Genomic DNA, 22,541 nt, shown 5'->3' with positions numbered 1-22,541 from the left:
TTCACATGCTGAAATTGAAAGCTGTCATTCTCTCGCTGGCTGTTGTCGCGGTGGCCGTCTCTGGCGCGGTGCAAGCACGCAGCCTCGATTCGATCATTCAGAGCGGTACCTTGCGCGTTGGGGTTAACCCGAACTTTCCGCCGATGAGTTCCTATAACGATAAAAACGAATTGGTGGGCTTCGATATTGATGCCGCTAACGAAATCGCCCGCAATCTCTCCGTTAAAGTCGAGTTCGTGCCCACCGAAAGTGCTCAGCGAGTACCATTCCTGCAATCGGACCGGATCGACATTTCCCTTGGTGCCCTCACGCGTAACTCCGAGCGCGGCAAACTGATCGATTTCACTGTGCCGCTGCACACCGAATCGATGGCCGTACTGACCACCGACAAGCTCAAGGTTGATAGCTGGAAACAGCTCGACAGTCCGGATATCAAATTGGTCAACATGCGCGGGAACTGGTCGGTCGACTACTTGAAAAAAGAGCTGCCAAAATCCAACGTCCTGTTGGTTGAAACCATTGCCGATACGGTGCGAGCGGTGGCTCAAGGTCGTGGCGATGCGATCGTGGAGAACATTGATTTCTTCATGAACTTCACCAAGAACTACCCCGATGTCAAATGGCGCGTGCTCAAAGACCCGATTTCTGTGGGTTATGACTGCATCGGCGTGGCGAAGAACAGCGCCGGCCTGCGCGACTACCTGAACGTTCTGCTGTTCGAAATGCACAGTAACGGCTTCATCAATACCGCTTGGCAGAAAGCATACGGTGCGCCGATGCTCAAGCCTGTGGAAGCAACCCCGTACTTCTAACTCCTGCAATGACTCGTAGGCAGCCCGTTGGCTGCCTGCGGGTCGGCGAAAAAAGACGGATAGCCTCGTGGACTACACCTTTCAGTTCTCCAACGTAATCCAGAACCTGCCCTATCTGTTGAAAGGGGCGGTGCTGACCCTGGAAATCGCGTTTGTTTCCTTTTGGCTCGGGTCTGCCATCGGTCTGGCGGGTGCCATGGCCAAACTGCATGGCGGGCGCCTGCTGCGCGCTTTGGTCAGCGTTTACATCACGCTGTTCACTAACACGCCGGCGCTGGTGCAGATTTTCTTTCTGTTCTACGCGTTGCCGGATGTCGGCATCGTGCTGGAGCCGATGACGGCCGTGCTGATAGGTCTGACGCTCAACTCTGGTGCGTACCTGACCGATATCTTGCGCTCCGGCGTCGAGTCAGTGCGCAAGGCCGAGATCGAAACCGCCGTGACCCTCGGCATGTCCGGGTTGCAAACGGTCCGCTATGTGATCTTGCCGCACATTGCCAAGACCATTTACGCACCGCTGTGCAACTTCTTTGTGTGGCTAGTGCTGGGCAGCTCTCTCGGGGCCATTTTCGGTGTCGAGGAACTGACCGGCCGGGCCATTAACATTTCGACCGCCAACCTGCGAACCATTGAAACCTTCTCGGTGGTGGCGGCGATTTACGTGGCATTGACCTTTATTGCGTCGATTGCTTTGGGGCTGGTTGGCCGTCACCTGTTTCGCGCAAAAATCAAGGTGTTCTGATGTTCGATCTGATCATTTCCCAGGCCCCGCGATTCTTCACCTGGTACACCCTTGTCTTCGTGCTGGAAGCAATGGGCAGGACCCTGATGATGACCGTGATCGGCTGTTCAGTGGGGGCTGTCGCCGGTTTTGCAATCACGGTGATCCGCAGTACCACCAGCAATTGGATGATGTTGTTCCGGCTGGCGGTAACGGTGTACGTCGAGGTGTTCCGGCGCATTCCGTTTCTGGTGATCCTGTTCATCGTGATGTACGCCTCGCAAGGCCTGGGCTCAAACATTTCGTTGTCGGCAATTGCCACCGTGTCGATCTGCCTGGTCGCCACCGCATTCCTCTCGGAGATTATCCGTGCGGGGCTTGAGTCGGTGCCTCGGCAGCAGCTTGAAGCGGCGCAGGTGATGAACTTCGGCTTTGCCCGCACTCTGTTCATGGTGTTGCTGCCTCAGTCCTGGAAAGTCATCCTGCCGCCGGCTTTCGCCTTCATGGTGATGTTCATCAAAGACACCTCGCTGGCGTCGCAGATGGGCGTCGTCGAGTTGACTTTCACCGGCAAAGTGCTGATGAACCGGGGTTATTCACCGTTCCTGGTGTACGGCGTCATCCTTGCTGCTTATTTCGCCCTGTCTTACCCGCTCAGTAAATTTGGCGCTTATTTGGAGAATCGTCTTGGCTCACCTCAACGTCGTAAATCTGTCGAGCGCGTACGCGCAAATTCCGGTCCTGAAAAACGTGAGCTTGTCGGTTGATCGCGGTGAAGTGATCAGCCTGATCGGGCCATCTGGCTCGGGTAAAAGCACGCTGTTGCGAGTATTGATGGGCCTGTTGCCGCCTACGGCAGGGCGCGTGTTGATCGATGATGAGCCACTCGACTATGTGTCGAAAAGCAGCCTGCGGGCCGCGCGGGATAAAATGGCCATCGTCTTTCAGCAGTACAACCTGTTCCAGAACATGGACGTGTTGCGCAACGTCACGATTGCACCCACCAAAATCAAGAAGCGCCCGCATGCCGAAGTCGAAATCGAAGCCAAGGCGTTGCTGAAGAAGGTCGGGCTTGGCGAGAAATACCATGCCTATCCGGATGAGTTGTCCGGCGGTCAGCAACAGCGAGTGGCCATCGCCCGGGCGCTGGCGCTGCGTCCACAGATCCTGCTGCTGGACGAAGTGACGGCGGCCCTCGATCCAGAACTGGTCAACGAAGTATTGGACACGGTACGGGCGCTGGCCAAGGAAGGCATCACCATGTTGCTTGTCTCGCATGAAATGTCATTCGTGCGGGAAGTCTCGACCCGCATCGTGATGATGGACAAAGGCCAGGTGGTCGAGATCGGCACGCCGCAGCAGATTTTCGAGGCCCCGGTCGAGGCGCGGACTCGCGAGTTCGTCGGCAAGATCCTGCGCCACTGAGCCACGACATTGTTTCATGGAGACGCTGGATGAAAGGCATTGCCATCACCTTCGAAGGTACCGAGTTAACCGCGCGTCCCGGCGAGTCGTTGGCCGCAGCGTTGATCGCGGGCGGTGTGAAGCATTTTCGGGAAACTCGCAGCGGTGCTTGTCGAGGAATTTTCTGCGGCATGGGTGTCTGCCAGGAGTGCCTGGTAGAGATCGATGGGCGGCCTAATCAACGGGCCTGCATGACCAAAGTCGTAGCACCCATCAGCGTCAAGCGCAGTGTTGGCAATGCGCCGCTGCCGCTGGACGTAGCGCAAAGCGTGGTGATCGAGCCGATGCTAATACGCGCCCCTGATGTGCTGGTTATCGGAGCGGGGCCGGGGGGCTTATCTGCAGCACTGGCGGCGCGTCAGGCTGGGGCCGACGTGGTGATCCTCGACGAGCGTAGTCTTGCCGGTGGCCAGTATTACAAGCAGTTGAGTGTCGAGGGACCGGACATTGCGCCGCCGGACCGTCAGCATCGGCACGGCGCCGAACTGATCGCCCAAGTGCAAGCCAGCGGTGTGGAAATGATAGGCGATGCGCTGGTTTGGGGCGCGTTTGAACCCGGCGAATATGGCGTCGCGATCAACGGCCATACCCAGCGCTGGAAACCGCGCTGCACGGTGATTGCTACCGGTGCTTATGAGCGCGCCTGGCAGGTACCTGGATGGACCTTGCCAGGGGTGATGACCACCGGAGCCGCGCAGACGTTATGGCGCACCGCCCGACGTTTGCCTGGGCGCCGGGTGCTGATCGCCGGCAACGGTCCGCTGAACCTGCAATTGGCCGCGGAGTTGCGAGCAGGCGGGGCGACGGTGGTGGCGGTGGTCGAAGCGGCGGCCGCGCCGGGGCTCTCGACGTTGTCCAGCGTGCTGCGCATGGCTGTCACTGCGCCTCGATTAATCCTCGATGGCTTGGGCTATCGGCTTGCTTTGCAGCGGGGCAAGGGGCAAATAATTCACCGGGCGTTGGTGTCTGGCATCGAAGCTCGGGGCGAAGCGTTACGGGTCAGTCTGTGCGACGCCGATGGCCAGAGGTTGGAGCAGGTTTTCGAAGTGGATTGTGTGTGTCTCGGCTATGGTTTCGAGCCTGCCAATGAGCTGCTGCGCGCCTTGGGCTGCAGTCACGATTACGACGCTGAACGCCGGCAATTGGTGACTCGCCGTGATACGCGTGGCCAGACTGATATCGACGGTGTGTTTGCCCTCGGCGACTGCACCGGATTGGGCGGGGCCAAAGTCGCGTTGGCCGAAGGGCGCATGGTGGGCCTTGAAGCGGCAATGGCTTGCGGCTTCAAGCTCAGCGGTGAACTGCACGAAAGTGGCCGCGAAGCCGAAGCCGAGCTCAAACGCCAGCAGGCCTTTCAGAAAGCCCTGTGGACCTTTTATAAGGCTGATGCCAAACCGCCCGCAGTGACTTCGGGCACCAAGGACGGATGCCTGGTTTGTCGCTGCGAAGAAGTCAGCTTTGCCACGCTGCAGCAGGCACTGGATGACGGCATCAGCACCGTCGGCGCGATCAAGCGTCACACACGAATCGGCATGGGCCGCTGCCAGGGTCGTTACTGCGCAGCGACACTCGATGAAAAGGTCTGCGCCCTTACTGGCGTTCAGCGTTCCGAGATGTCCGGGTTCGCGCCACGTTTGCCCGTCAAGCCAGTGACCATCGCTGAATTGGCTGGCTCCCTGGGAAAAAGTTAAACACGCTTATCGCGAACAATTGTTCGCTATGGTAACATTCGTTTGCGGGCGTGTTGGATTTTATCGCTTTGAATAAGCATTTACGGGTCTTGTCCGCTGTTAAAACGTCATTTATGACATCTATGCGCGAACATGTATCGCTTCCGCGCACAATCTAAGGGAAAGTGGAGTCAAACATGAGTAAAGAATTTCGCGGCAGTTACGGCGTCACGGTCACGCCTTTTACAGCTGACGGCAGCCAGATCGACTACAAGGCTCTGGCAGCGTTTATCGAATGGCAAATCGCGGCGGGCTCACCGGGCATCATCATCCTCGGCACTACTGGCGAATTCCTGACGATCTCGGATGATGAGCGCACCCAGTACATCGAAACCACGGTGAAACTGGTCAACGGTCGTATCGATGTTCTTGTCGGCACTGCAGACGCCTATACCCCTAACGCCGTGCGTTATACCCGTGAAGCAGAGGCCCTGGGCGCGGATGGATTCATGATTGCACCGCCGTATTATTACACCCCGACCGAGGACGAGATCTTCAATTACTACCGGGCGATTTCTGAGTCGACCTCGTTGCCGATCATGCTCTACAACAACCCGGTGACCACCAATGTCGATATGTCTGCTGCGCTTGTCGCTCGTATGACCAAGGCCTTCGACAACGTGCGTTACATCAAGGAAGCGAGCATGGACGTCGGGCGGATCTACGACATCGTAGAAGGCACGCAGGGTGTGATGAACGTGTTTGCCGGGGAGCGTCCAGTCGAGAGTTTCTTGCTTGGCGCGGTCGGTTATGTGAACCCTTACGCCAACTATATTCCACGAGCCTCGACGCGACTCTGGGAAGCGCTGGTGGAAGGTAAGCTGCAAGAGGCGAGCAAGATTCAAGCAATGATCAGCAGCTTCGATCACATCATTGCCGAAGGCCATCCGACCTACGGTCATCAATGCTACTCCAAGGCATTGGCAGCATCGCAGGGATACCCTGTCGGTGACGTGCGCGCGCCCTTGACGCAATTCGCTGACTTGGGGCAGGAAGGCGTGGAGCGCCGTACACGCATCGTTAGTATCCTCGACGACATCAATAGCTACGTGGCTGCTGAAGCTGCGAAATGAGCGAGGAATAGTGATGAGCCGTCCACCGTTGTTCACCCCTTTCGAATCTCGCGGCGTGCATTTTCGCAATCGACTGGTGGTCTCGCCAATGTGTCAGTACCAGTCTACTGAAGGCCTGGTCAACGATTGGCACTATGCCCATCACGCCCGGTTTGCCCTGGGCGGAATCGGCGGCGCGCTGCTTGAAGCCACCGCGGTGATGCGCGACGGTCGCATCAGCCCCGGTTGCCTGGGGATCTGGAACGACGACCAGATCGCCGGCCTTCGGCGCATCGCCGGGCTCTATCATCAGCAAGGTGTGCCGCTGGGCGTGCAACTGGCGCATGCCGGGCGCAAGGCCAGTTCGGCGGTGCCGTGGCTGGGCAGCGGGCCATTAACAACCGACAGTCCGAGCCCCGCATGGCCCACATTGGCGCCCTCGGCACTGGCCCATAACGTCGACTGGCCGACTCCGGCCGCCGCCAGTCACGATGACATTCAGCAGGTCATCCAGGCGTTCGCGCAGGGCGCTCGTCGTGCGGTAGAGGCGGGGCTGGATTTTGTCGAGATCCATGGCGCCCATGGCTATTTGATTCATGAGTTTTTTTCGCCGCTCGCCAATTTGCGTACCGATGCCTATGGCGGCGATTTCGCCAACCGCGCACGGCTCGCGCTCGAGGTGGTGCGAGCCGTGCGTGCAGTGGTACCTTCGAGTATGCCGGTGTGGTATCGCGCATCTTGTGTGGACGACGGGGAGGGCGGCATCAGCCTCGACGATAGTGTGCGTCTGGCCGCGTTGTTGGCTGCTGATGGCGTTGACCTGGTCGATTGCTCGGCGGGCGGGATCCTGGGACCGGTCGCGCGTTCTGCCACCGTCGCCACTGCGGGGCACCAAGTGCCTTATGCAGCACGAATTCGTGCCGAGGCCGAGGTGGCAACCATGGCGGTCGGGATGATCACCGAAGCGCAGCACGCCAACCAAGTGATCGCCGAGGGCGCCGCCGATCTGGTGGCGTTGGGTCGGGCATTGCTGGATGATCCAAGTTTTGCATATCACGCAGCGCTGGAACTGCAAGTGCCGGATGCCCATGATCTGCTGCCGCAGTCTCACGGTTTTTTTCTCGCCCGACGACAGGCGCGCACGAAGGTGAAAGCCACATGAGTGATGATCCGGAGTTGTTTCCATGGCCGATGTGATTGTCATCGGCGGCGGTCTTGCCGGATGTGCCACGGCCTACTATCTAGCAAAGGATGGGGTGGACGTGCTGGTGCTTGAGCGCACAGAGCTCAACACTCAGGCGTCGGGCTCGAATGCTGGCAGCCTGCATGCACAAATTCCCCATGACCCATTCGTCAACAAGGGCCCCGAGTGGGCGCGACGGTTCGCTCCGAGCATCGAGTTGATGGCGCGTTCCATTGCAATGTGGCACGAACTGCCAAACGAGCTTGGCGTCGACCTTGAAGTCTCAACCAAGGGTGGCCTGTTGGTAGCCACAACCGAGCAGCAAATGCGCGAAATCGCGGCCAAGGCTGAACTTGAGCGCGAGCACGGGCTGGAGGTCAATCTGCTCGATCAGATTGCGGTCCGCCAGCTCGCGCCGTATCTCTCGGATCGGGTAATCGGCGGTGCTTTTTGTCCAATCGAGGGCAAGGCCAGCCCACTGATTACAACGCTGGCGTATGCCGATGCGGCAAAACGTCTGGGGGTTAAATTCCGCCGCCACAGCGAGGTCGTCGGCCTCGAGCGTGATCAGCAGAACTACCGTGTGCGGCTGGCCGATGAAGAGCTGATCGCTCGTCGTGTAGTCAACGCAGCGGGTGCGGACGCCGGGCGAATTGCCGCGATGCTTGGCATCCATACGGACGTGCAGGGCTTTGCGATTCAAGTCGCAGTGACCGAACAGACCGGGCCATTGATTCCGCACCTGGTGTACTCGGCAGGGGAAAAACTTACGCTGAAGCAAAACGCCATCGGTTCGGTGCTGATAGGAGGCGGTTGGCCGGCGCGCTGGCACGGCCGTGGGCATCCGGTGACTGACCCGGACTCGCTGGCACAGAATATGGCACTGGCGTTGCAAACGGTTCCGACACTCGGCCCGTTGCGTGTGATCCGTACCTGGGCAGCGGTCGTCAACGGCACCGATGACTGGCGGCCGATCCTCGGTGAAGTACCCGGAGCGCCCGGTTTCTTTATGAATTTTTTCCCGTGGATGGGATTCACCGCCGGGCCAATCATCGCTCGAATCATCGCCAGCCTGGTGCAAGACAAACCGGTGCCACTGGATATTGATTACCGACCTTTCCTATGCCGCTAGTGGCTGGGCCTGCGGAGCTGACCTATGACTGAACAAGTAGTCCTGATCACCGGCGGCACGGGCGGTTTTGGGTTGGCTTTCGCCAAACGTTTCCGCCAAGCCGGGGCCCGAGTGTATTGCGCAGACTTGCCGGGCTCGGCCAGCGAAAACGCTCTGGATTTTATTGCCTGCGACGTCACCGGCGACCAAGACTTGCAACGGACCGTGGCTCATATTCTCGCGCAAAGCGGTCGACTCGACGTGTGCATCGCCAATGCCGGCTGGGTGCCGCCGTGGCGCAGCACTGGCGAACTTGATGTTGCCGAGTGGGAACAGGCGCAAGCGATCAATGTGCGTGGAGTGGCGTTCACCCTTGCCGCGAGCGCTGAAGCGCTAAAGGCGAGTCGAGGCGTGGCGCTTCTGATGTCATCGGTCAACGGCCGCTTTGCCCACGGCCAACAAATGGCCTATAGCGCGTCCAAACACGCGGTTCTTGGAATTATGCGCTCTGCGGCCCGCGATTTGGGGCCACACGGTGTGCGCGTCAATGCTATCGCCCCCGGGCCGGTCGCCACGCAAGCCTTGCTCGGTCGCGTCGCGGCACGAAATCATGGGCTCGAAACTGCTCCGCAACATGCTCTGCATGCGATGGCCGAAGGCAACGCCCTTAAGCGTTTGGTCAGCGTCGAAGAGGTAGCTGAAGCCGTTTACTTCCTGTGTTCGCCGGCCGCCAGTGGAATCAGCGGTGTGGTGTTGCCGGTGGATGCGGGTATCGAGAGCTTTTGAGCTATCTATCTCTTTCGGCTAATGGGAGTTATGGGGATGACTTGGGATGAGCTCCAAACGTGGCGTAGGTTCCCCCTATTTTCTTGGGCGATAATAACGGGCCAAGCTGAATCTAGAGAGCAGCGACAGTCCGCTTGTGGCCGATTCTGTTGAAAAAGTCGGTCATCCCAAACGGCCTAATCATTGAATGTTGAAAACGCCTTTTTTGCACGCTGCTGCGTGAAATCTACTTATGGAAACCTTTGCCGGAAGCAAAGATTTCAATCTCGCGCGCGTACTTTTTAGCTGCGAAAACCATGGCCGACTGTTTTCAACAGAATCAGCCGATTTGTGACTGTCGCGAAAGGCTAAAAACTGGCTACCGGCGGCAATTATTAGAAAATTTACTCTTCTCAACACATGTCATGAAATGAAATGCCATTGTCGTTTAATGAGAAGCGACTGATCAGGCCCTCGGCCTACAGTCCAATCAGCAAATATACCTACCCTGTCATCGCAAAATGGAGCGCGCCACCATCATAGGTACCAAACCTTTCTGGCGTTCCGCTCAACAATAATAAATATTTAGAGACCCCTATGAACTTCCTTGACGGCCACCTCTTTACCGAAAACCAGCAGCCCCTGATCATCACTGCAGCGCCCTATGCACCGTCGTGGCAGCCCTCTGACTTTCCTGAGGACATTCCAGTAACCATGGAAGAGCAGGTGCAGAAGGCCGTGGATTGTTACAACGCTGGGGCGACCGTGCTGCATTTGCACGTGCGTGAACTGGACGGCAAGGGCTCTAAGCACCTGTCGAAGTTCAACGAACTGATAGCCGGTGTGCGTAAAGCTGTACCAGAGATGATCATTCAAGTGGGCGGCTCGATCAGCTTTGCGCCGGAATCGGAGGGCGCCGCTGCCAAGTGGCTGAGCGACGATACGCGCCATATGCTGGCCGAACTCGATCCAAAGCCCGACCAAGTCACAGTCACGGTGAACACCTCGCAGATGAACGTCGTCGAGCACTGGGATAACAACGACATCAAGGGCACCTCGATGGAAGACCCTGCTGTCTACAACGCCTACAAGGAAATGACGGTGCCGGCGCAGCCGGGCTGGGTGGAAGAGCACGTACGACGCCTCACGGCCGCGGGCATCCAGAGCGCCTTCCAGTGCTACAATATCAATAGTTTCGACTCGGTCGAACGGCTGATGCGCCGCGGCGTCTACAAGGGCCCGTTGGTAATGAACTGGGTGGCGATCGGCGGCGGGATGGATGTGCCTAACATCTACAGCCTGGCTAACATCGTGCGTGCCGTGCCGGATGGCGCAGTGCTCACCGTGGAAAGCTCGACGCGCAACGTACTGCCTATCAACATGATGGGCATTGCGATGGGCCTGCACGTGCGCTGCGGCATCGAGGATAACCTCTGGAATCAGGCGCAAACGGGGAAAATGTCCACCGTTGAACAGATCGAGCAACTGGTGCGCATCTCCCTCGAGTTCGGTCGCCCGATCGCCACCGCCCAGCAGGCGCGTGAGATCAGTAAGATCGGCGTGTTCTACGACACTGTGGAAGAAAGCCTAGAGGCCAATGGCTTCGCGCCTAACCGCAACGGTGGCCAGCAGGGATTCTTGCGCAAGAAGGCCTGAGCCATTTTGTGAGGGGAACGAGTATGGGGCTGGACTGGATGGAATAGATGCCGTTCGCTCATGAGATATGAACGGCCGCTTTTGGCATCGGCGGCGTGAAAACCCCGCCGATCAGTTGAGCCTTGCAAAAAACAGAACAAGTATCTTACCTCCAAGCAAGATCCAGATGCGTTCAGTGGGCCAACGCTCGCAGATGTTACTTAGAGGATCGGAGCTCAAATCCAGTGCTAGCGTTTCACGCAGCCTGGGTCGATTTCGGCCAGTCATAACAGGCAGAAACCGGCCCAGAGTGTGTCAAAACCTTTGTTAGCCGCTTTCATCCGGAATGTTTCGCCCTACTCAGCCCTGGTTAGACATCAGTTGCTCAGATTCAGTATAAAATTCCGGCGATCAGCAGGCACGCCGACAGCGTGGGCTAGAGGCTAGAAATCTGGGGTTGGATGATTGCAGGCAACGTTTCATATCTTTGTCCGGTTTGTGGATACGCCGGGCTTGAAGATCCTCCATACGACGACGTTGGTTGCTCTTCGTTTGGCATCTGCCCGTCCTGCGGTACACAGTTTGGCTACGATGACGCGACATCTGCTCATGCTGATCTTCGGAGATTATGGATCTCTAAAGGAATGCTTTGGTGGAGCAAAGCTCAAGCGTCACCGAGTGGTTGGGACCCGGTAAGGCAACTACAGGCGGTCGAAAAAGGCATTAATGTCTGAACATAACGCCGCCGTTAGCCCTGCTATGATTTCTGAGGATTTCATCGCAGGGATCGCCCATGAAGCGCTTTATCCAAGGTGAACATCGAGGCCAAGGCACCTTACTTCCCGAGAGCCTCGACGACTACGTCAGCGATACCAATCCGGTCCGCGTAGTCGACGTCTTCGTCGACGAACTCGACCTGGTCACTCTGGATTTTGAAGGTGCCATTCCAGCCGATACTGGCCGGCCTGCTTACCACCCCGCGATCTTGCTGAAGATCTACATCTACGGCTATCTCAACCGCATCCAGTCGAGCCGACGTTCGGAGCGAGAAGCCCAACGCAACATCGAACTGATGTGGTTGACCGGGCGTTTGATGCCGGACTTCAAGACGATCGCCAACTTCCGAAAAGACAACAGCAAAGCCATCCGAGGCGTCTGTCGCCAGTTCGTTGTGTTGTGTGCCCAAGCCGATGACCTCTGGAGCCAAGGCTGACGGGCGTTTCAATAACGACGCCCTCATCTATAACGCGGCAAAAAAACGAATACATTTGTCCAGCTGGCAATGCGCTGATCTGGCATTTTTCCAGCGTTAAAAAAGGCCTGAAGTTGCACCGCAACTGGAGTTCGAAATGCCAGAACTGCACACTGAAATCGCACTGCACACCGAGCACGGAACGACGAGTTCGACGCTGGGAGCATGAAGATGTATTGGAGGGGATGCAGCTTCGGCTGAGCAAAGCACCAGAGATGATGCGAGTCCGAAAACGGACGGTTGAGCATCCCTTTGGGACGCTCAAACAATGGATGGGGGCGACGCACTTCCTGACGCGAAAGCTGGCCGGGGTGCGTACGGAGATGAGCTTGAATGTGCTCGCCTACAACTTGAAAACGGGTCATGAAAATCATCGGTCCCCATCACTTGATGAAGGCGCTAACGGCCTAAAAACCGCCTGTTTTTACGTGACCCGATGATCTGGCGCGTTGCTGGGGCGGTTTAGCTCATCAGAAAGGGAAGTCGTGGCTTGATCAGGCTACGAAGCCGCTCAGCCTTGAAGATCGAAGCGGGATCTAGCGTTTTTTCACACTCTGGGCCGATTGCTGCCGCCGCAAAGGGGGGCCGACATGCTTACCTGTTTTAAGAACTAATGACTTCATTTTATTTTCTAATGACCACTAAAGGGAAGGTAGGTAGTTAATGCAATAGGCCGTCTAAACCACAAGTTTATAGTGGCGCCTATGGAAACCTATATCGAATGCGTTGTGCGCAGCGCCGGAATCGGCAGCCTCGCGGAGGTCGCTCGATGTTTGAGCGATACTAGCAGGGGAGCTAAGAGTATTGCCAAGCAGGAGGGGGGCTTCGGAGTGCGGCTGTTCAGCGCCGCACCGCGGAAATTCTTCTAGCAACGATCCGACTTCACGACATAAAAACTTTCACAAACGGCGCCCATGTTGGCGTTCAAGGTTTTCGCGACGCGCTGGCTGTGGATGGCTGGTTCCATTCTTAATGAAAAAATTCCAATCGTAGTGAAAACTCATGGGGGAGTTTGCGGCTAGGGTAGGGCACCTGTTGGCGCTTACCAAGCGGTGCTGCGCATTTTGATCATTAACTTGTCAGTTTCGGTCATTGAGCGCCGACTAAATATGGTTCAGTCGCTTGCGGCCGGATTAGAAGCCAACTCGTGGAGAGAAAGCGTTTCAGGCAACAGGTACTGAGGCTCGCATTCCAGAACGTTGGCTATGCGATATAGCTTTTCTACGGTGATATTCACTTCGCCGCGCTCAATTCGACCCATATAGCTACGATCGACAGTACAGGAGTGCGCCAAGGCATCTTGGGAAAACCCTTTGGCCTTGCGTTGTGTCCGTATTCTTTCGCCCAATGCCTTTGCAAGCTGATGCATATCCGCCTCGTCTCCACTGAGGCGGCACTATCTTGCGTTTGCGGATGAATCGGCCACGGACTATAATCCGCATTTTGACCGATCCGCGAATTTCCCTTCCAGGTGCCTGCATGAAACCCGATTCATTCATTTTAGACAGGCGGCTCTACGACCTGCTTCAGCAGGGGCACCTACGCCAATTTACGACAAACGACCTGCGTAACGCTTACGCCACTCACCTGGAGGGTATTACATTCAACAGCAGCGACCTGCGCAGATATGTCTATGAGCAGATCAGACGGATGCTGCGTACCGGATGGGTTATTCAGGATGAAAAACGACAAAAGCGGGGGCAGATCTATCACTGGCAGGGTATTCCAGCGAATCTACAGGTGGAGCTTATCGATAATGGGTACGAGAACAGAGTCAAGTCGGTGAATAAGCCGCTGCATCAACCCTCACAAGGCATCAACTCAGAGGAGCCTGGGCCAGATGTGGTAGAACACCTGGAATCCATACTAAAAGAGATTCGGCTTGACTTCCTTTCCTCCATGGGAGAAACGGAGCGATATAAGCAACTGCTCGACGAAATGCCGCATCTGAAAGACCAAGTCGAAGGTGATTATCTCGAAGCTCGAGACCGAAGCTCTCGTCTTCTAGGACATCTCCGAGCGGTCGAAAAGACGCTCAAGACAGTCATGACCGCACGATGAAAGTATCGCCGAGAAAATGGCAGAGCCAATGCATTGACATAGCGCTGGAGCACTACACCACAACGCCGCACTTCTTCTGTCAAGCCACTCCAGGGGCCGGGAAGACACGCATGGCCGCAGAGCTGGCTCGACAACTGTTGGAGCAAGGCAAGATTGATCTCGTGCTGTGTTTCGCTCCGTCTTGCCAAGTAGTCGACGGCTTTCGCTCGACATTCTCCGCTGTACTTGGGAAGCGTCTGGATGGGCTTATCGGTGCCGTAGGAGCCGCGAGTACCTATCAAGCGATGGAACACCAGGATGAAACTTTCTGGAGGCTTTTCGATGACTACCGCGTGTTTGCAGTATTCGACGAGATCCATCACTGCTCAGGATACGATCCGCTGTTGAGCAACGCTTGGGGTCAACAAATTCTTTTAAAAATGCAGGATCGCGCTGCCTTTACCTTGGCGCTATCGGGCACACCATGGCGCTCGGATGATAGAGCCATTGCTCTGGCTCGTTACTCCAATCCGGAGGGTCGATTGATTTGCGACTATCGCTATGGCCTTAAAGAAGCAATTTCCGACGGCGTTTGCCGGTCACCTCGTATCGTTCTCTTAGATAACCAGATGCTGAGGCTCAAAGAGGATTTTTCTAATAATAGTACCGTTAAACAGTTTCCAAGCATCGCTACGCTATTACGTGAATCTCCGGTCTCTTACGAAGACTTAATTTGTCATGAGGACGCACTTAATCAATTACTCGATCTGGGAAGCAAGAAGCTCGATGAAGTGCGAAAACTCAAGCCGGACGCCGCCGGGTTAGTCGTTGCCACCAATATCGAACATGCTCAACAAGTCGCTTTGGCGCTCAAGAGTAAGGGTGAAAGTTTCCAAGTTGTGACCACTAGAACCCCAGACGCACAGCAGGTCATCAACGGGTTTAAAAATAGCGACTGCCGATGGGTTGTTGCTGTGGGAATGATAAGTGAGGGAACTGATATTCCTCGGTTGCAAGTATGTTGCTACCTTAGTCGGATTCGCACAGAACTGCATTACCGCCAAGTCTTGGGAAGGGTTCTTCGACGTATGGGTGGAATTGATGATCAAGCTTGGTTGTTCGTATTGGCGGAGCCGACGCTGAAGCAATTTTCCCAACGTATTGCTGATGATTTACCTGATGATTTGGCTGTCGTGTCTGCTGTACGTGTATCTCGGGGGGAGGTTTTATCCACAGAAGGCGAGTTGGGTACTTTCATGCAAGATAGCGAGGAGGAAGAATGCAGCTCATTAGGCACCACCATTGTGCAGAAATTTTTATCGGCCGGTGATTCGGCGTCTTTATCGTCTTATCACTTAAGCTTTTCGAAAAACTATCGTCAGCAGTTGCTGGCTGTATTCTGACGTGTTTGTACTATCCGTCACGAAGCCGTATTAGTCTGACTAAAAAATTAAAGGATTTCTGTGGGTTGAAACCCTTGAATCGCCGACGTCTGAGTGCCGTCGACTCTCCCCCACGCCCGACTGTCTTTGAGCATTCTTTGAGAGAAGCATGAGAACTCAGCACGCTAGGATGGGGGACATTTGCAGGACGGGGCGCGGTGAATGCGAAAATTTTGGGAGATAGGCGTTATCCGCGCCAAAATTACTCTTAAAAAATCAATAAATTCATTCGATTATATATTTTATATTAATTATTGGACTTCTTGGGGGGCACTACTGCTGACATCCCATCCACTTGGCGGACAATGTCGCCGATATTCTTTCTGGCGGGTTAGGCTTCCATTTCTCTTGCCGATTCTGCGCTGGAGTAGATGTAGTACGCGTCCTGGTCAAGTTGATGTAATTACCCGGGCGCACGAAGGTGGGCGGATCATGGTGTTTTCAGTCGCTGTTCGCGCAGATAATCAAGTAAGCGCAGGGTGCTTTGGCTGGAGCACGCCAGCACCTCCTCGACGTTGTTGAGATTCAAATACAAAATCAGCCGCGCCAGGTCGACGTAATGCTTGAAGGTCGTCGACAGTTGACTGTGCCCCATCTGATTTTGCAACATTTGGGCGGCGGCTAGGTTGAATAGCCTTGAATCGCTGTTGATTAGCTTGTCGCCAAAAAAACGGATTAGAAATTGGGTCGGCCACCAATGCCTCGCAGCATAAAAGTTGAGCTGAGGTCGAAATTCAGGATCCGTCACTATGGCACGTCGTTTCGCGCTGTAACTGCGCGCGGCAATCATTTTCGGCGTAATGGGGTGCCCGTTCTCGGTTAAAAACAATATATCTGGGGGGCAAGCTACGCCGTGTCGAGCGCGATATTTGGCTGCCCGCTGAACGTAGTATTGATCAGTGTACTCGGTTTGCAGGCGCTTCAAATCATCGACATGAATCACTATTTGCCGTGTCTTCCGTCCCTTACTGAGGTGGACCACATAGTCAACGGTCGTGCTCAGGTAGCGCTGATCCATCTCGGTGTACGGGACAATATGGCTATTGACGCCATTACCCACATAGGGGAAACGACAGACGTCCATGGGGCGCATTGCGGTGCCTAGGGACAGCATGAACATGCAGACATAGACGGGATCGGCGAAGCTGTGCATGAACACCGCGATTTCCTGGGGAGTGATTAGCCCGTCCATTCGGCGTTGCCGGTTTTCCTGGTCCAAGACTCGAATGCTGTCGGTATTCACCCGCTCCTGGGCTTTTGCCGCAATGTAGTTGAGCATCCGTTCGCTTTTATAATTTGGCAGCCAAGTCGTGGAGGTGAGTTTGACCAGGTGCGGGATGGCTTTGCGGTCCAGCCACAGAAAAAAATTCAGCACGATTTTGGCATCTTCAAAAATCGTTGCCGACGACGGCCGGCAGGTGCCTTGGGCTTGTCGCCTGATAAGGCGCATGACTTGCCAGCGGCGAATGTCCTGGTTGGTACAGATCACATGATATTGTGATGCCGAAAGCGGTTTGAATCGAGACAGCTCACTGAGGTAGGCATAGAACATCACGATCGTGGCCGCATAGCGCTCCGACGTTTTGATTGACGAACGCGACTTGTCGTATAGATATAGGTTCGGGTAACTCAGCAGGACGGTCTTGCCCTGCTCTTCGGCGGTCACGATGTAATGTCGAACCTTGAGGCCAATGTCGACGCTCTCATAGTCAATGAGACGCTTGCGAAAGTTCCTCACTCGCCACTCCTGACTAAAAAGTAGGTAACCTGGTCGATGCCTTTTCTAAGATAAAAATGATCCGCGTGATCGGCTGCATTCAACACTTCAGCGGGCACGTTGCGCGCAAAAAAAGCGCGTTGCGCCGCAGCTGCGGCGTTGGACTCGCATTGCGGGACATGGAGGGCAATGCGGCACGGTGATGTGACGTAATCGAGAAACGTGGCCTGCAGTTCGGTCAGGTCGTAAATGGGCGCACACACCACACAGAGCGCTGTATCCTGGCGCTCTCGGAATCTATGCTTGAAGTTTGAAAACTGACTGATGTATTTGTCGATGTAGATGACCAGTTCAAAGGCTGACGGGTGAAGCGCGTTGATTTTATGCGCGATCTTGAGCATTTCACTATCTTTGTGCGCTTCGTACTCTTTGATGTCGTGGGAAGTTTGAAACTGCTGATAGGCCTTGTTTAGCTTGGGCTGGAAAAACAGTACCTGCGCCAGGCTGTACTCCACCGAAGTCTGGTTGCGCAGCTCGTTTTGGGTGAGTTGGGTTTTGAGAGCCTGGATCTGCGCGACATAGTCGGCGATGACCAATGATTGTTTTTCCGACGCCGAACGAATGCTGTCGGCTTCGAAGATCGCCAGGTCATTGTTCATCAAGCTGGTAATATGCTGATCCACTGTGCGTCGTAATTGAGTGGCGTGGAGACGCTCTACGTTATTGAGTTGGTTCGTCAGCTCCGTAATGCGTTGATGGGCTTTGCTCAAGAGATCTTTGCTGGTCAAGAAGTCCTGATCCAATAGTTCGGTCGCGGGCCGGGTGCCATTCGCATAGGGCTTGAGGTCGCTGTAGTAACGATGAAAAGCTTGTCGGGAGATTCCGGCCGCCGTGGCCAGGTCGCCTATATTGATGGTACGCGCCGCGCCGCTCAGCAACCTGTCGGTGATGATAGTCATTAACCGTTGCCGGGTTTCACTGCTCATGGCTCAACTCCACCACGGCGATATTGTGGGGGGCACTCAGGTTGGACAGGTGCGCGCGATAGGCACTGATCTTATCCAAGATCTGGCGTTTGGCCGGTGCCGGCAGCGCGCAATTTTGATCTGCAAGGATCTTTTCATAAAAGTGAATGTTGTCTTCCAGGGCTTGTTTGGCTTTCAGGAACACGACGATCTTGCGGCACGTATAATCGCAGTTCGACGGGTTGGGGCGATGCTCGTGATGCCGCTCGGCGTTCCCGGCGATACAGGGCGGGGCATTGTCGTCAGAGAATTTCTCGGCTGTCACACAATAGGTGCCCAGTGCGGTGCGTTTAATGAGCAGCGGACTGCCGGATCTTAAGATGTGAATGATGTAATTGTGTAGCGTGAGTTTGAGTTGAGATCCGGTGAACTCGAGAGGCCGTGCTTGTATGTGTTGCGCAATCCTATCCGCCACTTCACCCGAGTAGACGCCGTAACGAATTTGCGAAACGATTTCTTGAAAGTCAGCGGTAAAATTTTGCTCCAACACGGCTGCGATACAGCGCACCATCGCGGGATTTCTAGCGATGTACTTGAGGGTCATGTCGTAGCTTTTGTGTCCGAAGAGGGCGCGTATAATGTCGATGTTGCGTTCGTCGCGATTGATCAGGATTTCGGCAATGCTTTTTCTGAACCGGTGGGGATGGATGTGTTGGACGCCGGTATTCTCCGCAATTTGATTGACCACGAATCTCAGAAGTTGTGGGTCGGCTTTAATATTGGCTCTGCGTCCGGCGTTGGATTGAAAAAGAAAACGCGCCTGTTCAAAACCGGCGAGCTCTTTGAGTTTATACAAGCTGAGTATCGCTTCGGCAGCAAAGCGCGGAAGGGGTAATTCTTCGGTTTGTCCGTTGTAATTAGGGTCGCTTGAGGTCTTCCAACGCGTGATTTGAAGCCAAAAATCGCCTGATTGGTCGGGACGTTCATTGCGCAGGTGCTGTCGTTGAAGGGGGGCTAGCTCCGAAGACCGGGCCCCTGTTAATAGCGCGACTAGGATAAAAATGGCATTGCGAACGTGGTCAAGCATCTCGGCGTAGCGCGTCTTCCACGTATACAAGTATGCGGGACGACCTTGGCGAGAGCTGTCTGTTCTAGCGATCTCCATGAGTACCTCACCTTCCACTTCAATGTGGAATAACCGTTCCAGGGCTGCATCTCTTGAATATCGATCAATCTTACCTTTTGGGTAGCGCTCGAGCAGACCACTGTCTAACAGTCGTTGATTGAAGTCGAGCAGGACAGGCAGGGCTTTTTCCAGCCAGAATAGCGCGTACTCGATAAGGCTCTGCAATTCTTGTTCAGAAAAGGGTACCCAGGACTGTATGGAGCCTTCATGAACGGCAATGACGTCCCGGCGGCGCTCCTCATAGTTGAAATGACTGAGGGGGACGTCGAGTCTTAACGGCTCGGGAATCAGTTTTTGAACGGAGAGCGCCGACCAAAAACGAAGGATGGTGAACAGCGTGAAATAGTTGGATTTCGCCTCGCTGTCGCGGGCCATATCCAGGGCTTGGTTGATCATTTTAGGGGTGATCAGCCGGATGTGCTCAGGCAAGCAGGTCAGGTGGTTCGCTATAAATAGGAATTTTTCCAGGGCGATAAAATCCCGCGAACGCGTCGCCGTGGTGCGGTAGCTCTTGATGTTGTGGTAAGAGAATTCCGGAATGCGATAGAAACTTAGGGCGCGCTTCAACGTATTGGCACCTGGTGTCAGGTGATTAAAAGGCACTTGGGGGGTTGTACCGATGGATTTGGAGTCAAAGACCCATTGTTGACTTTGATAACGGCACCGCTCATTGATTGGGAAATCACCGCCACCGGCGCTGAGCATCGCCACCAAAACACTCTCTTTGTTCGGCGACAAGTCAGCGCTTCGCTGAACATAATTTTCCAGCTCGGTCAAAGAGCCATCGATGAGTTGACGTTCGAAGTCATCAATCAATTCGTCGTAGAACTGAGTGTCACTCATTCATCTCTCCTGTTTTGAAGATCACATTCAGGTCGGATAAATTTCTGGGAAGCAGTGGCTTGTGCCGGTTACGATAGCGCACGGCATGTTTGATTGCGTCGTTGTCTTGCCAGTTGTCCAGGATGAAATGGAGGGTCGTGAGCTCATCCTCCAGTCGCCCCATCTGCGGCAGATCTTGGGCGTCACTGAGCTGCTCTTCGATGTGAGCGCGGCGCTCGATCAGATAGGGCAACGAGTCTTGAAGAATGCGCACACGGCTGCAGAAACAGCATTGCTCCAGGTGGGCGCACGGTTCCCCGTCCCTGACCTGCGATCGATGGCCGTACCAGTCGGGTGTATAACGGTCCGTACACCCCCATAAGGCCAACTCATGCCCAGGAATGTGAAAGATGTGAAGGTCCGCATTTGCACGGCTTTCTGCATGAGCGCTGAGCAGGCCCTTGAATTTTCGAATGCGCAGCAGATGCAACACCTCCTCCAACTCTCCTCTGAGTCGCGTGAGCCGATCACGGTGAGCTTGGGGCGATGAGTCGTAATAGATATCGGTGGTCGCCTCGAATTCGTGGCCCAGCATTTGGGACACCAGCTCCAGGGAGAATTGCTGTTTACGGTGGGCAGTCCAGGTGGGGCGCAGGCGACGGGTAAGGTCGGCGGTGCGCATGAGGCGTTCCCCGTTGTCCACCACGGGGTAGAGCTGGAGAAATTCGGCGACAGCTTGAGATAATCGATAGTCCCGTCCATCAAGGGTGGAAACCAGTTGATTTTTCCAAGTGTAGTACTTGTTCAGATAGCTGAATAATGGGTTCCCATTATCAACTTGATCATTACTGTCGGGCGGCTGTTGAATGTCGTAAAGCGGCTTGATCAGGTCTTTCGCGAGCAGAATCAGGTTGTAGAGCGAATAGGGATCCTCGGCATTGCTCGGAGAATACATTCGCTTGGGTGTCTGCGGGGCCTTGTTTGGTGAATAGGGACCGGTGCGGGTGCTACCGCGGACCTTCTCCGAGAAGATGATTTTAATGTTGGACTCAATCACGCCGGTCAAGGCGTGCTCAAAGTCGTCGGAATTGATGGCCATTACCGTTTCTTTGTTCCAGCCTGATTGCAACATCATCATCAAAACAATGGCGCCGACGTCCACTTGGCTTGGGTAATACTGATACAGCACTTGCGAGAGTCTCGGGCTGTCCTCATATTTTCTTTCGAAGTATTCGCAAGATCTGGTCAGGCGAAAAATGATGAGTTGTACCACATTAGTACATTTACTCGTGCTGCTCAGTGAGTAATTGGAGTAATAGGTTTGGCGTTGCGTGCGGGTCAAGTTAAACGGAAAATCGTGAACTATAAAGGTTTTCAGGACACGAAACCAATCGGGCTTCCAGTTATAAATATTATCTTTGAGCCCCATCTCAGGATCAAAATCAGGTGGGATCAGTACATCGCCCTGTTTAATTTCATACTCCTTTAATAGTTTCATCGCCACGAAAGGTGAGGTCATCACGCCATGAAGCGCCACGCAGCGTTTGGTTCGAGTCGCTAACCTGTACCGGCTCATTTTGTTGTTGTGGATGGTGTGATGTTTCACCCAGATCATGACCTGATGTTCGGTGAACGACTTCTCTATTAAGTGCGATAGCTCTTCGAATGTGTACGGTGTCGAGCAATGAATTTCGTCGCGAAAGCGCAGTTTTTCGTAAATCAGGTCGATTTGACGGTTCAAACTTTCCTGTATGGAGGCCGTTCCGTCTGCGGCTAATGGATGGGTGGGGTTTGCTTGGGTGGCCGAAATCGCTGGTAAATCTAGTAAGGGGATGTTCTCCGTTTCACGCGCCACGATGGAGAGGGCAGAGCGCAAGACAGCCGCCGATTCGGATTTTTCACCCCGTCTTAATACATAACTGGCAAAGCTTTTAAATACGGGGGCGGTAATGTCCGTCAGTGCTTTCAGGTGAAGGGGTTTAGGATTCAGCGCTGTATGCGCCGCAAAAAAATCAAAAAAAAGATTGATACTTTTTCGCAGCAAATATGCCGACGAATCGAGTCTCTGCGGGACGTAATGGATGAACGTCAAGTGCAGTGACTGGCAAAGGTTGGAGTGTTCATCAAAAGCTGGGTGTTCTAGGTAGGTGCAGTCGATTGGCGGACCGCTGGAGCTCCGAACCTGTCGGATTTTGGTGGTAGACGTTTCGACTCGAGTCACCAGCACCACCTCAGTCTTGATAACGCTGCGGGCAATACCTCAACGTTTATCTAAAGGATTCGGCCAATTAACGCGCGCTATGTGTGACCAGCACATCAAAGGGTTGGCGCTGGTTTACAAGCTGGCCCAGGAAACACTAAGACTAGTCGGTTTACTCGACACCGCAAGGGGAACTAAGGGGTATTACACGTATTGCCTTGATTTGAAGCAGGGTTGAGAAGGAGCCGGGCCTTACGAAAGTGGCTGGGGCGGCAACCGTGCGTCATAAAACAGGCACCGTAAGACGTGCGACTGCTTTCAAATAATCGAAGAAATATCCCACAGGGTTTTAGGCTTGGCGCTCGGAAGCGAGGCGGGTAGCGTGGTCGCTGCAATCAGGAAGGAGTGAGCGGATTGTCGGTAGCAGGCATGAACGCCCTTCAT

General features: G+C 54.7%; 17 protein-coding genes and 1 pseudogene. 13 read left to right on the top strand and 5 right to left on the bottom strand.

The features are described 5' to 3' along the window. Positions 1-5: 5 nt before the first annotated feature. The 11 genes and pseudogenes from LOY55_RS19025 to LOY55_RS18975 all read left to right on the top strand — a co-directional run bounded on the left by LOY55_RS19025 (position 6) and on the right by LOY55_RS18975 (position 12,136). Positions 6-812 carry a transporter substrate-binding domain-containing protein gene (locus LOY55_RS19025; RefSeq protein WP_258666291.1) on the top strand — a complete coding sequence of 269 codons (807 nt, stop codon included), beginning with the start codon at positions 6-8 and terminating at the stop codon, positions 810-812. A gap of 67 nt (positions 813-879) precedes the next feature. After that, positions 880-1,554 carry an amino acid ABC transporter permease gene (locus tag LOY55_RS19020; protein WP_258666288.1) on the top strand — a complete coding sequence of 225 codons (675 nt, stop codon included), beginning with the start codon at positions 880-882 and terminating at the stop codon, positions 1,552-1,554. Then, complete coding sequence (locus tag LOY55_RS19015) at positions 1,554-2,300, top strand: amino acid ABC transporter permease (protein ID WP_258666286.1); 747 nt, start codon at positions 1,554-1,556, stop codon at positions 2,298-2,300. Before LOY55_RS19020 ends, LOY55_RS19015 begins: the two co-directional genes overlap by 1 nt. Next, a complete protein-coding gene (locus LOY55_RS19010) occupies positions 2,284-2,958 on the top strand; it encodes an amino acid ABC transporter ATP-binding protein (RefSeq protein WP_258666283.1) in 675 nt (224 codons plus the stop codon). Before LOY55_RS19015 ends, LOY55_RS19010 begins: the two co-directional genes overlap by 17 nt. A gap of 29 nt (positions 2,959-2,987) precedes the next feature. Continuing rightward, positions 2,988-4,688, top strand: coding sequence for an FAD-dependent oxidoreductase (locus tag LOY55_RS19005; protein WP_258666281.1), 1,701 nt, complete (start codon positions 2,988-2,990; stop codon positions 4,686-4,688). A 176-nt stretch (positions 4,689-4,864) separates the two neighbouring features. After that, entirely contained in the window at positions 4,865-5,800 is a 936-nt protein-coding gene (locus LOY55_RS19000; RefSeq protein WP_258666278.1) for a dihydrodipicolinate synthase family protein, read from the top strand. A 13-nt stretch (positions 5,801-5,813) separates the two neighbouring features. Continuing rightward, positions 5,814-6,941, top strand: a complete 1,128-nt coding sequence (locus tag LOY55_RS18995) for an NADH:flavin oxidoreductase/NADH oxidase (RefSeq protein ID WP_258666276.1) — start codon at positions 5,814-5,816, stop codon at positions 6,939-6,941. Positions 6,942-6,963: 22 nt separating this feature from the next. Further along, positions 6,964-8,094: an FAD-binding oxidoreductase gene (locus LOY55_RS18990; protein WP_258666273.1), complete on the top strand. Its 1,131-nt coding sequence runs from the start codon at positions 6,964-6,966 to the stop codon at positions 8,092-8,094. Positions 8,095-8,118: 24 nt separating this feature from the next. Next, the gene (locus LOY55_RS18985) at positions 8,119-8,859 is read left to right on the top strand and encodes an SDR family NAD(P)-dependent oxidoreductase (RefSeq protein WP_258666271.1); all 741 of its coding nucleotides are present in this window, start codon (positions 8,119-8,121) and stop codon (positions 8,857-8,859) included. A 576-nt stretch (positions 8,860-9,435) separates the two neighbouring features. Next, positions 9,436-10,494 carry a 3-keto-5-aminohexanoate cleavage protein gene (locus LOY55_RS18980; protein WP_258666268.1) on the top strand — a complete coding sequence of 353 codons (1,059 nt, stop codon included), beginning with the start codon at positions 9,436-9,438 and terminating at the stop codon, positions 10,492-10,494. A gap of 772 nt (positions 10,495-11,266) precedes the next feature. Beyond that, positions 11,267-12,136: pseudogene (locus tag LOY55_RS18975) on the top strand (transposase). Between the two features lie 703 nt (positions 12,137-12,839). Here LOY55_RS18975 and LOY55_RS18965 read toward each other — a convergent pair. Continuing rightward, on the bottom strand, positions 12,840-13,094 hold the full coding sequence (locus LOY55_RS18965) for a helix-turn-helix domain-containing protein (protein ID WP_258666267.1): 255 nt from the start codon (positions 13,092-13,094) through the stop codon (positions 12,840-12,842). Positions 13,095-13,204: 110 nt separating this feature from the next. Here LOY55_RS18965 and LOY55_RS18960 point away from each other — a divergent pair, with 110 nt between their 5' ends. Both LOY55_RS18960 and LOY55_RS18955 read left to right on the top strand, forming a co-directional pair. Continuing rightward, positions 13,205-13,786 carry a hypothetical protein gene (locus LOY55_RS18960; protein ID WP_258666265.1) on the top strand — a complete coding sequence of 194 codons (582 nt, stop codon included), beginning with the start codon at positions 13,205-13,207 and terminating at the stop codon, positions 13,784-13,786. Then, the gene (locus tag LOY55_RS18955; RefSeq protein ID WP_258666263.1) at positions 13,783-15,168 is read left to right on the top strand and encodes a DEAD/DEAH box helicase; all 1,386 of its coding nucleotides are present in this window, start codon (positions 13,783-13,785) and stop codon (positions 15,166-15,168) included. Before LOY55_RS18960 ends, LOY55_RS18955 begins: the two co-directional genes overlap by 4 nt. Before the next feature lie 469 nt (positions 15,169-15,637). On the opposite strand, the gene LOY55_RS18950 is transcribed toward LOY55_RS18955, so the two are convergent. From LOY55_RS18950 to LOY55_RS18935, 4 genes are read right to left on the bottom strand one after another with little or no spacing between them, the layout of a single operon-like run. Further along, entirely contained in the window at positions 15,638-16,945 is a 1,308-nt protein-coding gene (locus LOY55_RS18950; RefSeq protein ID WP_258666261.1) for a site-specific integrase, read from the bottom strand. Beyond that, positions 16,942-17,910, bottom strand: coding sequence for a hypothetical protein (locus LOY55_RS18945; RefSeq protein WP_258666259.1), 969 nt, complete (start codon positions 17,908-17,910; stop codon positions 16,942-16,944). The genes LOY55_RS18950 and LOY55_RS18945 overlap by 4 nt, the downstream gene beginning before the upstream one ends. Further along, the gene (locus LOY55_RS18940) at positions 17,900-19,918 is read right to left on the bottom strand and encodes a tyrosine-type recombinase/integrase (RefSeq protein WP_258666257.1); all 2,019 of its coding nucleotides are present in this window, start codon (positions 19,916-19,918) and stop codon (positions 17,900-17,902) included. Before LOY55_RS18940 ends, LOY55_RS18945 begins: the two co-directional genes overlap by 11 nt. After that, positions 19,911-22,118, bottom strand: a complete 2,208-nt coding sequence (locus tag LOY55_RS18935) for a hypothetical protein (RefSeq protein ID WP_258666254.1) — start codon at positions 22,116-22,118, stop codon at positions 19,911-19,913. The genes LOY55_RS18940 and LOY55_RS18935 overlap by 8 nt, the downstream gene beginning before the upstream one ends. Positions 22,119-22,541 lie beyond the last annotated feature (423 nt).

Source organism: Pseudomonas sp. B21-040, assembly GCF_024748695.1.
Taxonomy (GTDB): Bacteria; Pseudomonadota; Gammaproteobacteria; order Pseudomonadales; family Pseudomonadaceae; genus Aquipseudomonas.
Note: the sequence above shows the minus strand (reverse complement) of the source record. Positions and strands in the feature narration are given on the sequence as shown.

Excerpts from the sequence above, each read along its gene's own strand:
- LOY55_RS19025 (WP_258666291.1), top strand. The coding sequence starts at position 6 with ATGCTGAAATTGAAAGCTGTCATTCTCTCGCTGGCTGTTGTCGCGGTG.
- LOY55_RS19015 (WP_258666286.1), top strand. The coding sequence starts at position 1,554 with ATGTTCGATCTGATCATTTCCCAGGCCCCGCGATTCTTCACCTGGTAC.
- LOY55_RS19005 (WP_258666281.1), top strand. The coding sequence starts at position 2,988 with ATGAAAGGCATTGCCATCACCTTCGAAGGTACCGAGTTAACCGCGCGT.
- LOY55_RS19000 (WP_258666278.1), top strand. The coding sequence starts at position 4,865 with ATGAGTAAAGAATTTCGCGGCAGTTACGGCGTCACGGTCACGCCTTTT.
- LOY55_RS18995 (WP_258666276.1), top strand. The coding sequence starts at position 5,814 with ATGAGCCGTCCACCGTTGTTCACCCCTTTCGAATCTCGCGGCGTGCAT.
- LOY55_RS18990 (WP_258666273.1), top strand. The coding sequence starts at position 6,964 with ATGGCCGATGTGATTGTCATCGGCGGCGGTCTTGCCGGATGTGCCACG.
- LOY55_RS18985 (WP_258666271.1), top strand. The coding sequence starts at position 8,119 with ATGACTGAACAAGTAGTCCTGATCACCGGCGGCACGGGCGGTTTTGGG.
- LOY55_RS18980 (WP_258666268.1), top strand. The coding sequence starts at position 9,436 with ATGAACTTCCTTGACGGCCACCTCTTTACCGAAAACCAGCAGCCCCTG.
- LOY55_RS18965 (WP_258666267.1), bottom strand. The coding sequence starts at position 13,094 with ATGCATCAGCTTGCAAAGGCATTGGGCGAAAGAATACGGACACAACGC.
- LOY55_RS18960 (WP_258666265.1), top strand. The coding sequence starts at position 13,205 with ATGAAACCCGATTCATTCATTTTAGACAGGCGGCTCTACGACCTGCTT.
- LOY55_RS18955 (WP_258666263.1), top strand. The coding sequence starts at position 13,783 with ATGAAAGTATCGCCGAGAAAATGGCAGAGCCAATGCATTGACATAGCG.
- LOY55_RS18945 (WP_258666259.1), bottom strand. The coding sequence starts at position 17,910 with ATGAGCAGTGAAACCCGGCAACGGTTAATGACTATCATCACCGACAGG.
- LOY55_RS18940 (WP_258666257.1), bottom strand. The coding sequence starts at position 19,918 with ATGAGTGACACTCAGTTCTACGACGAATTGATTGATGACTTCGAACGT.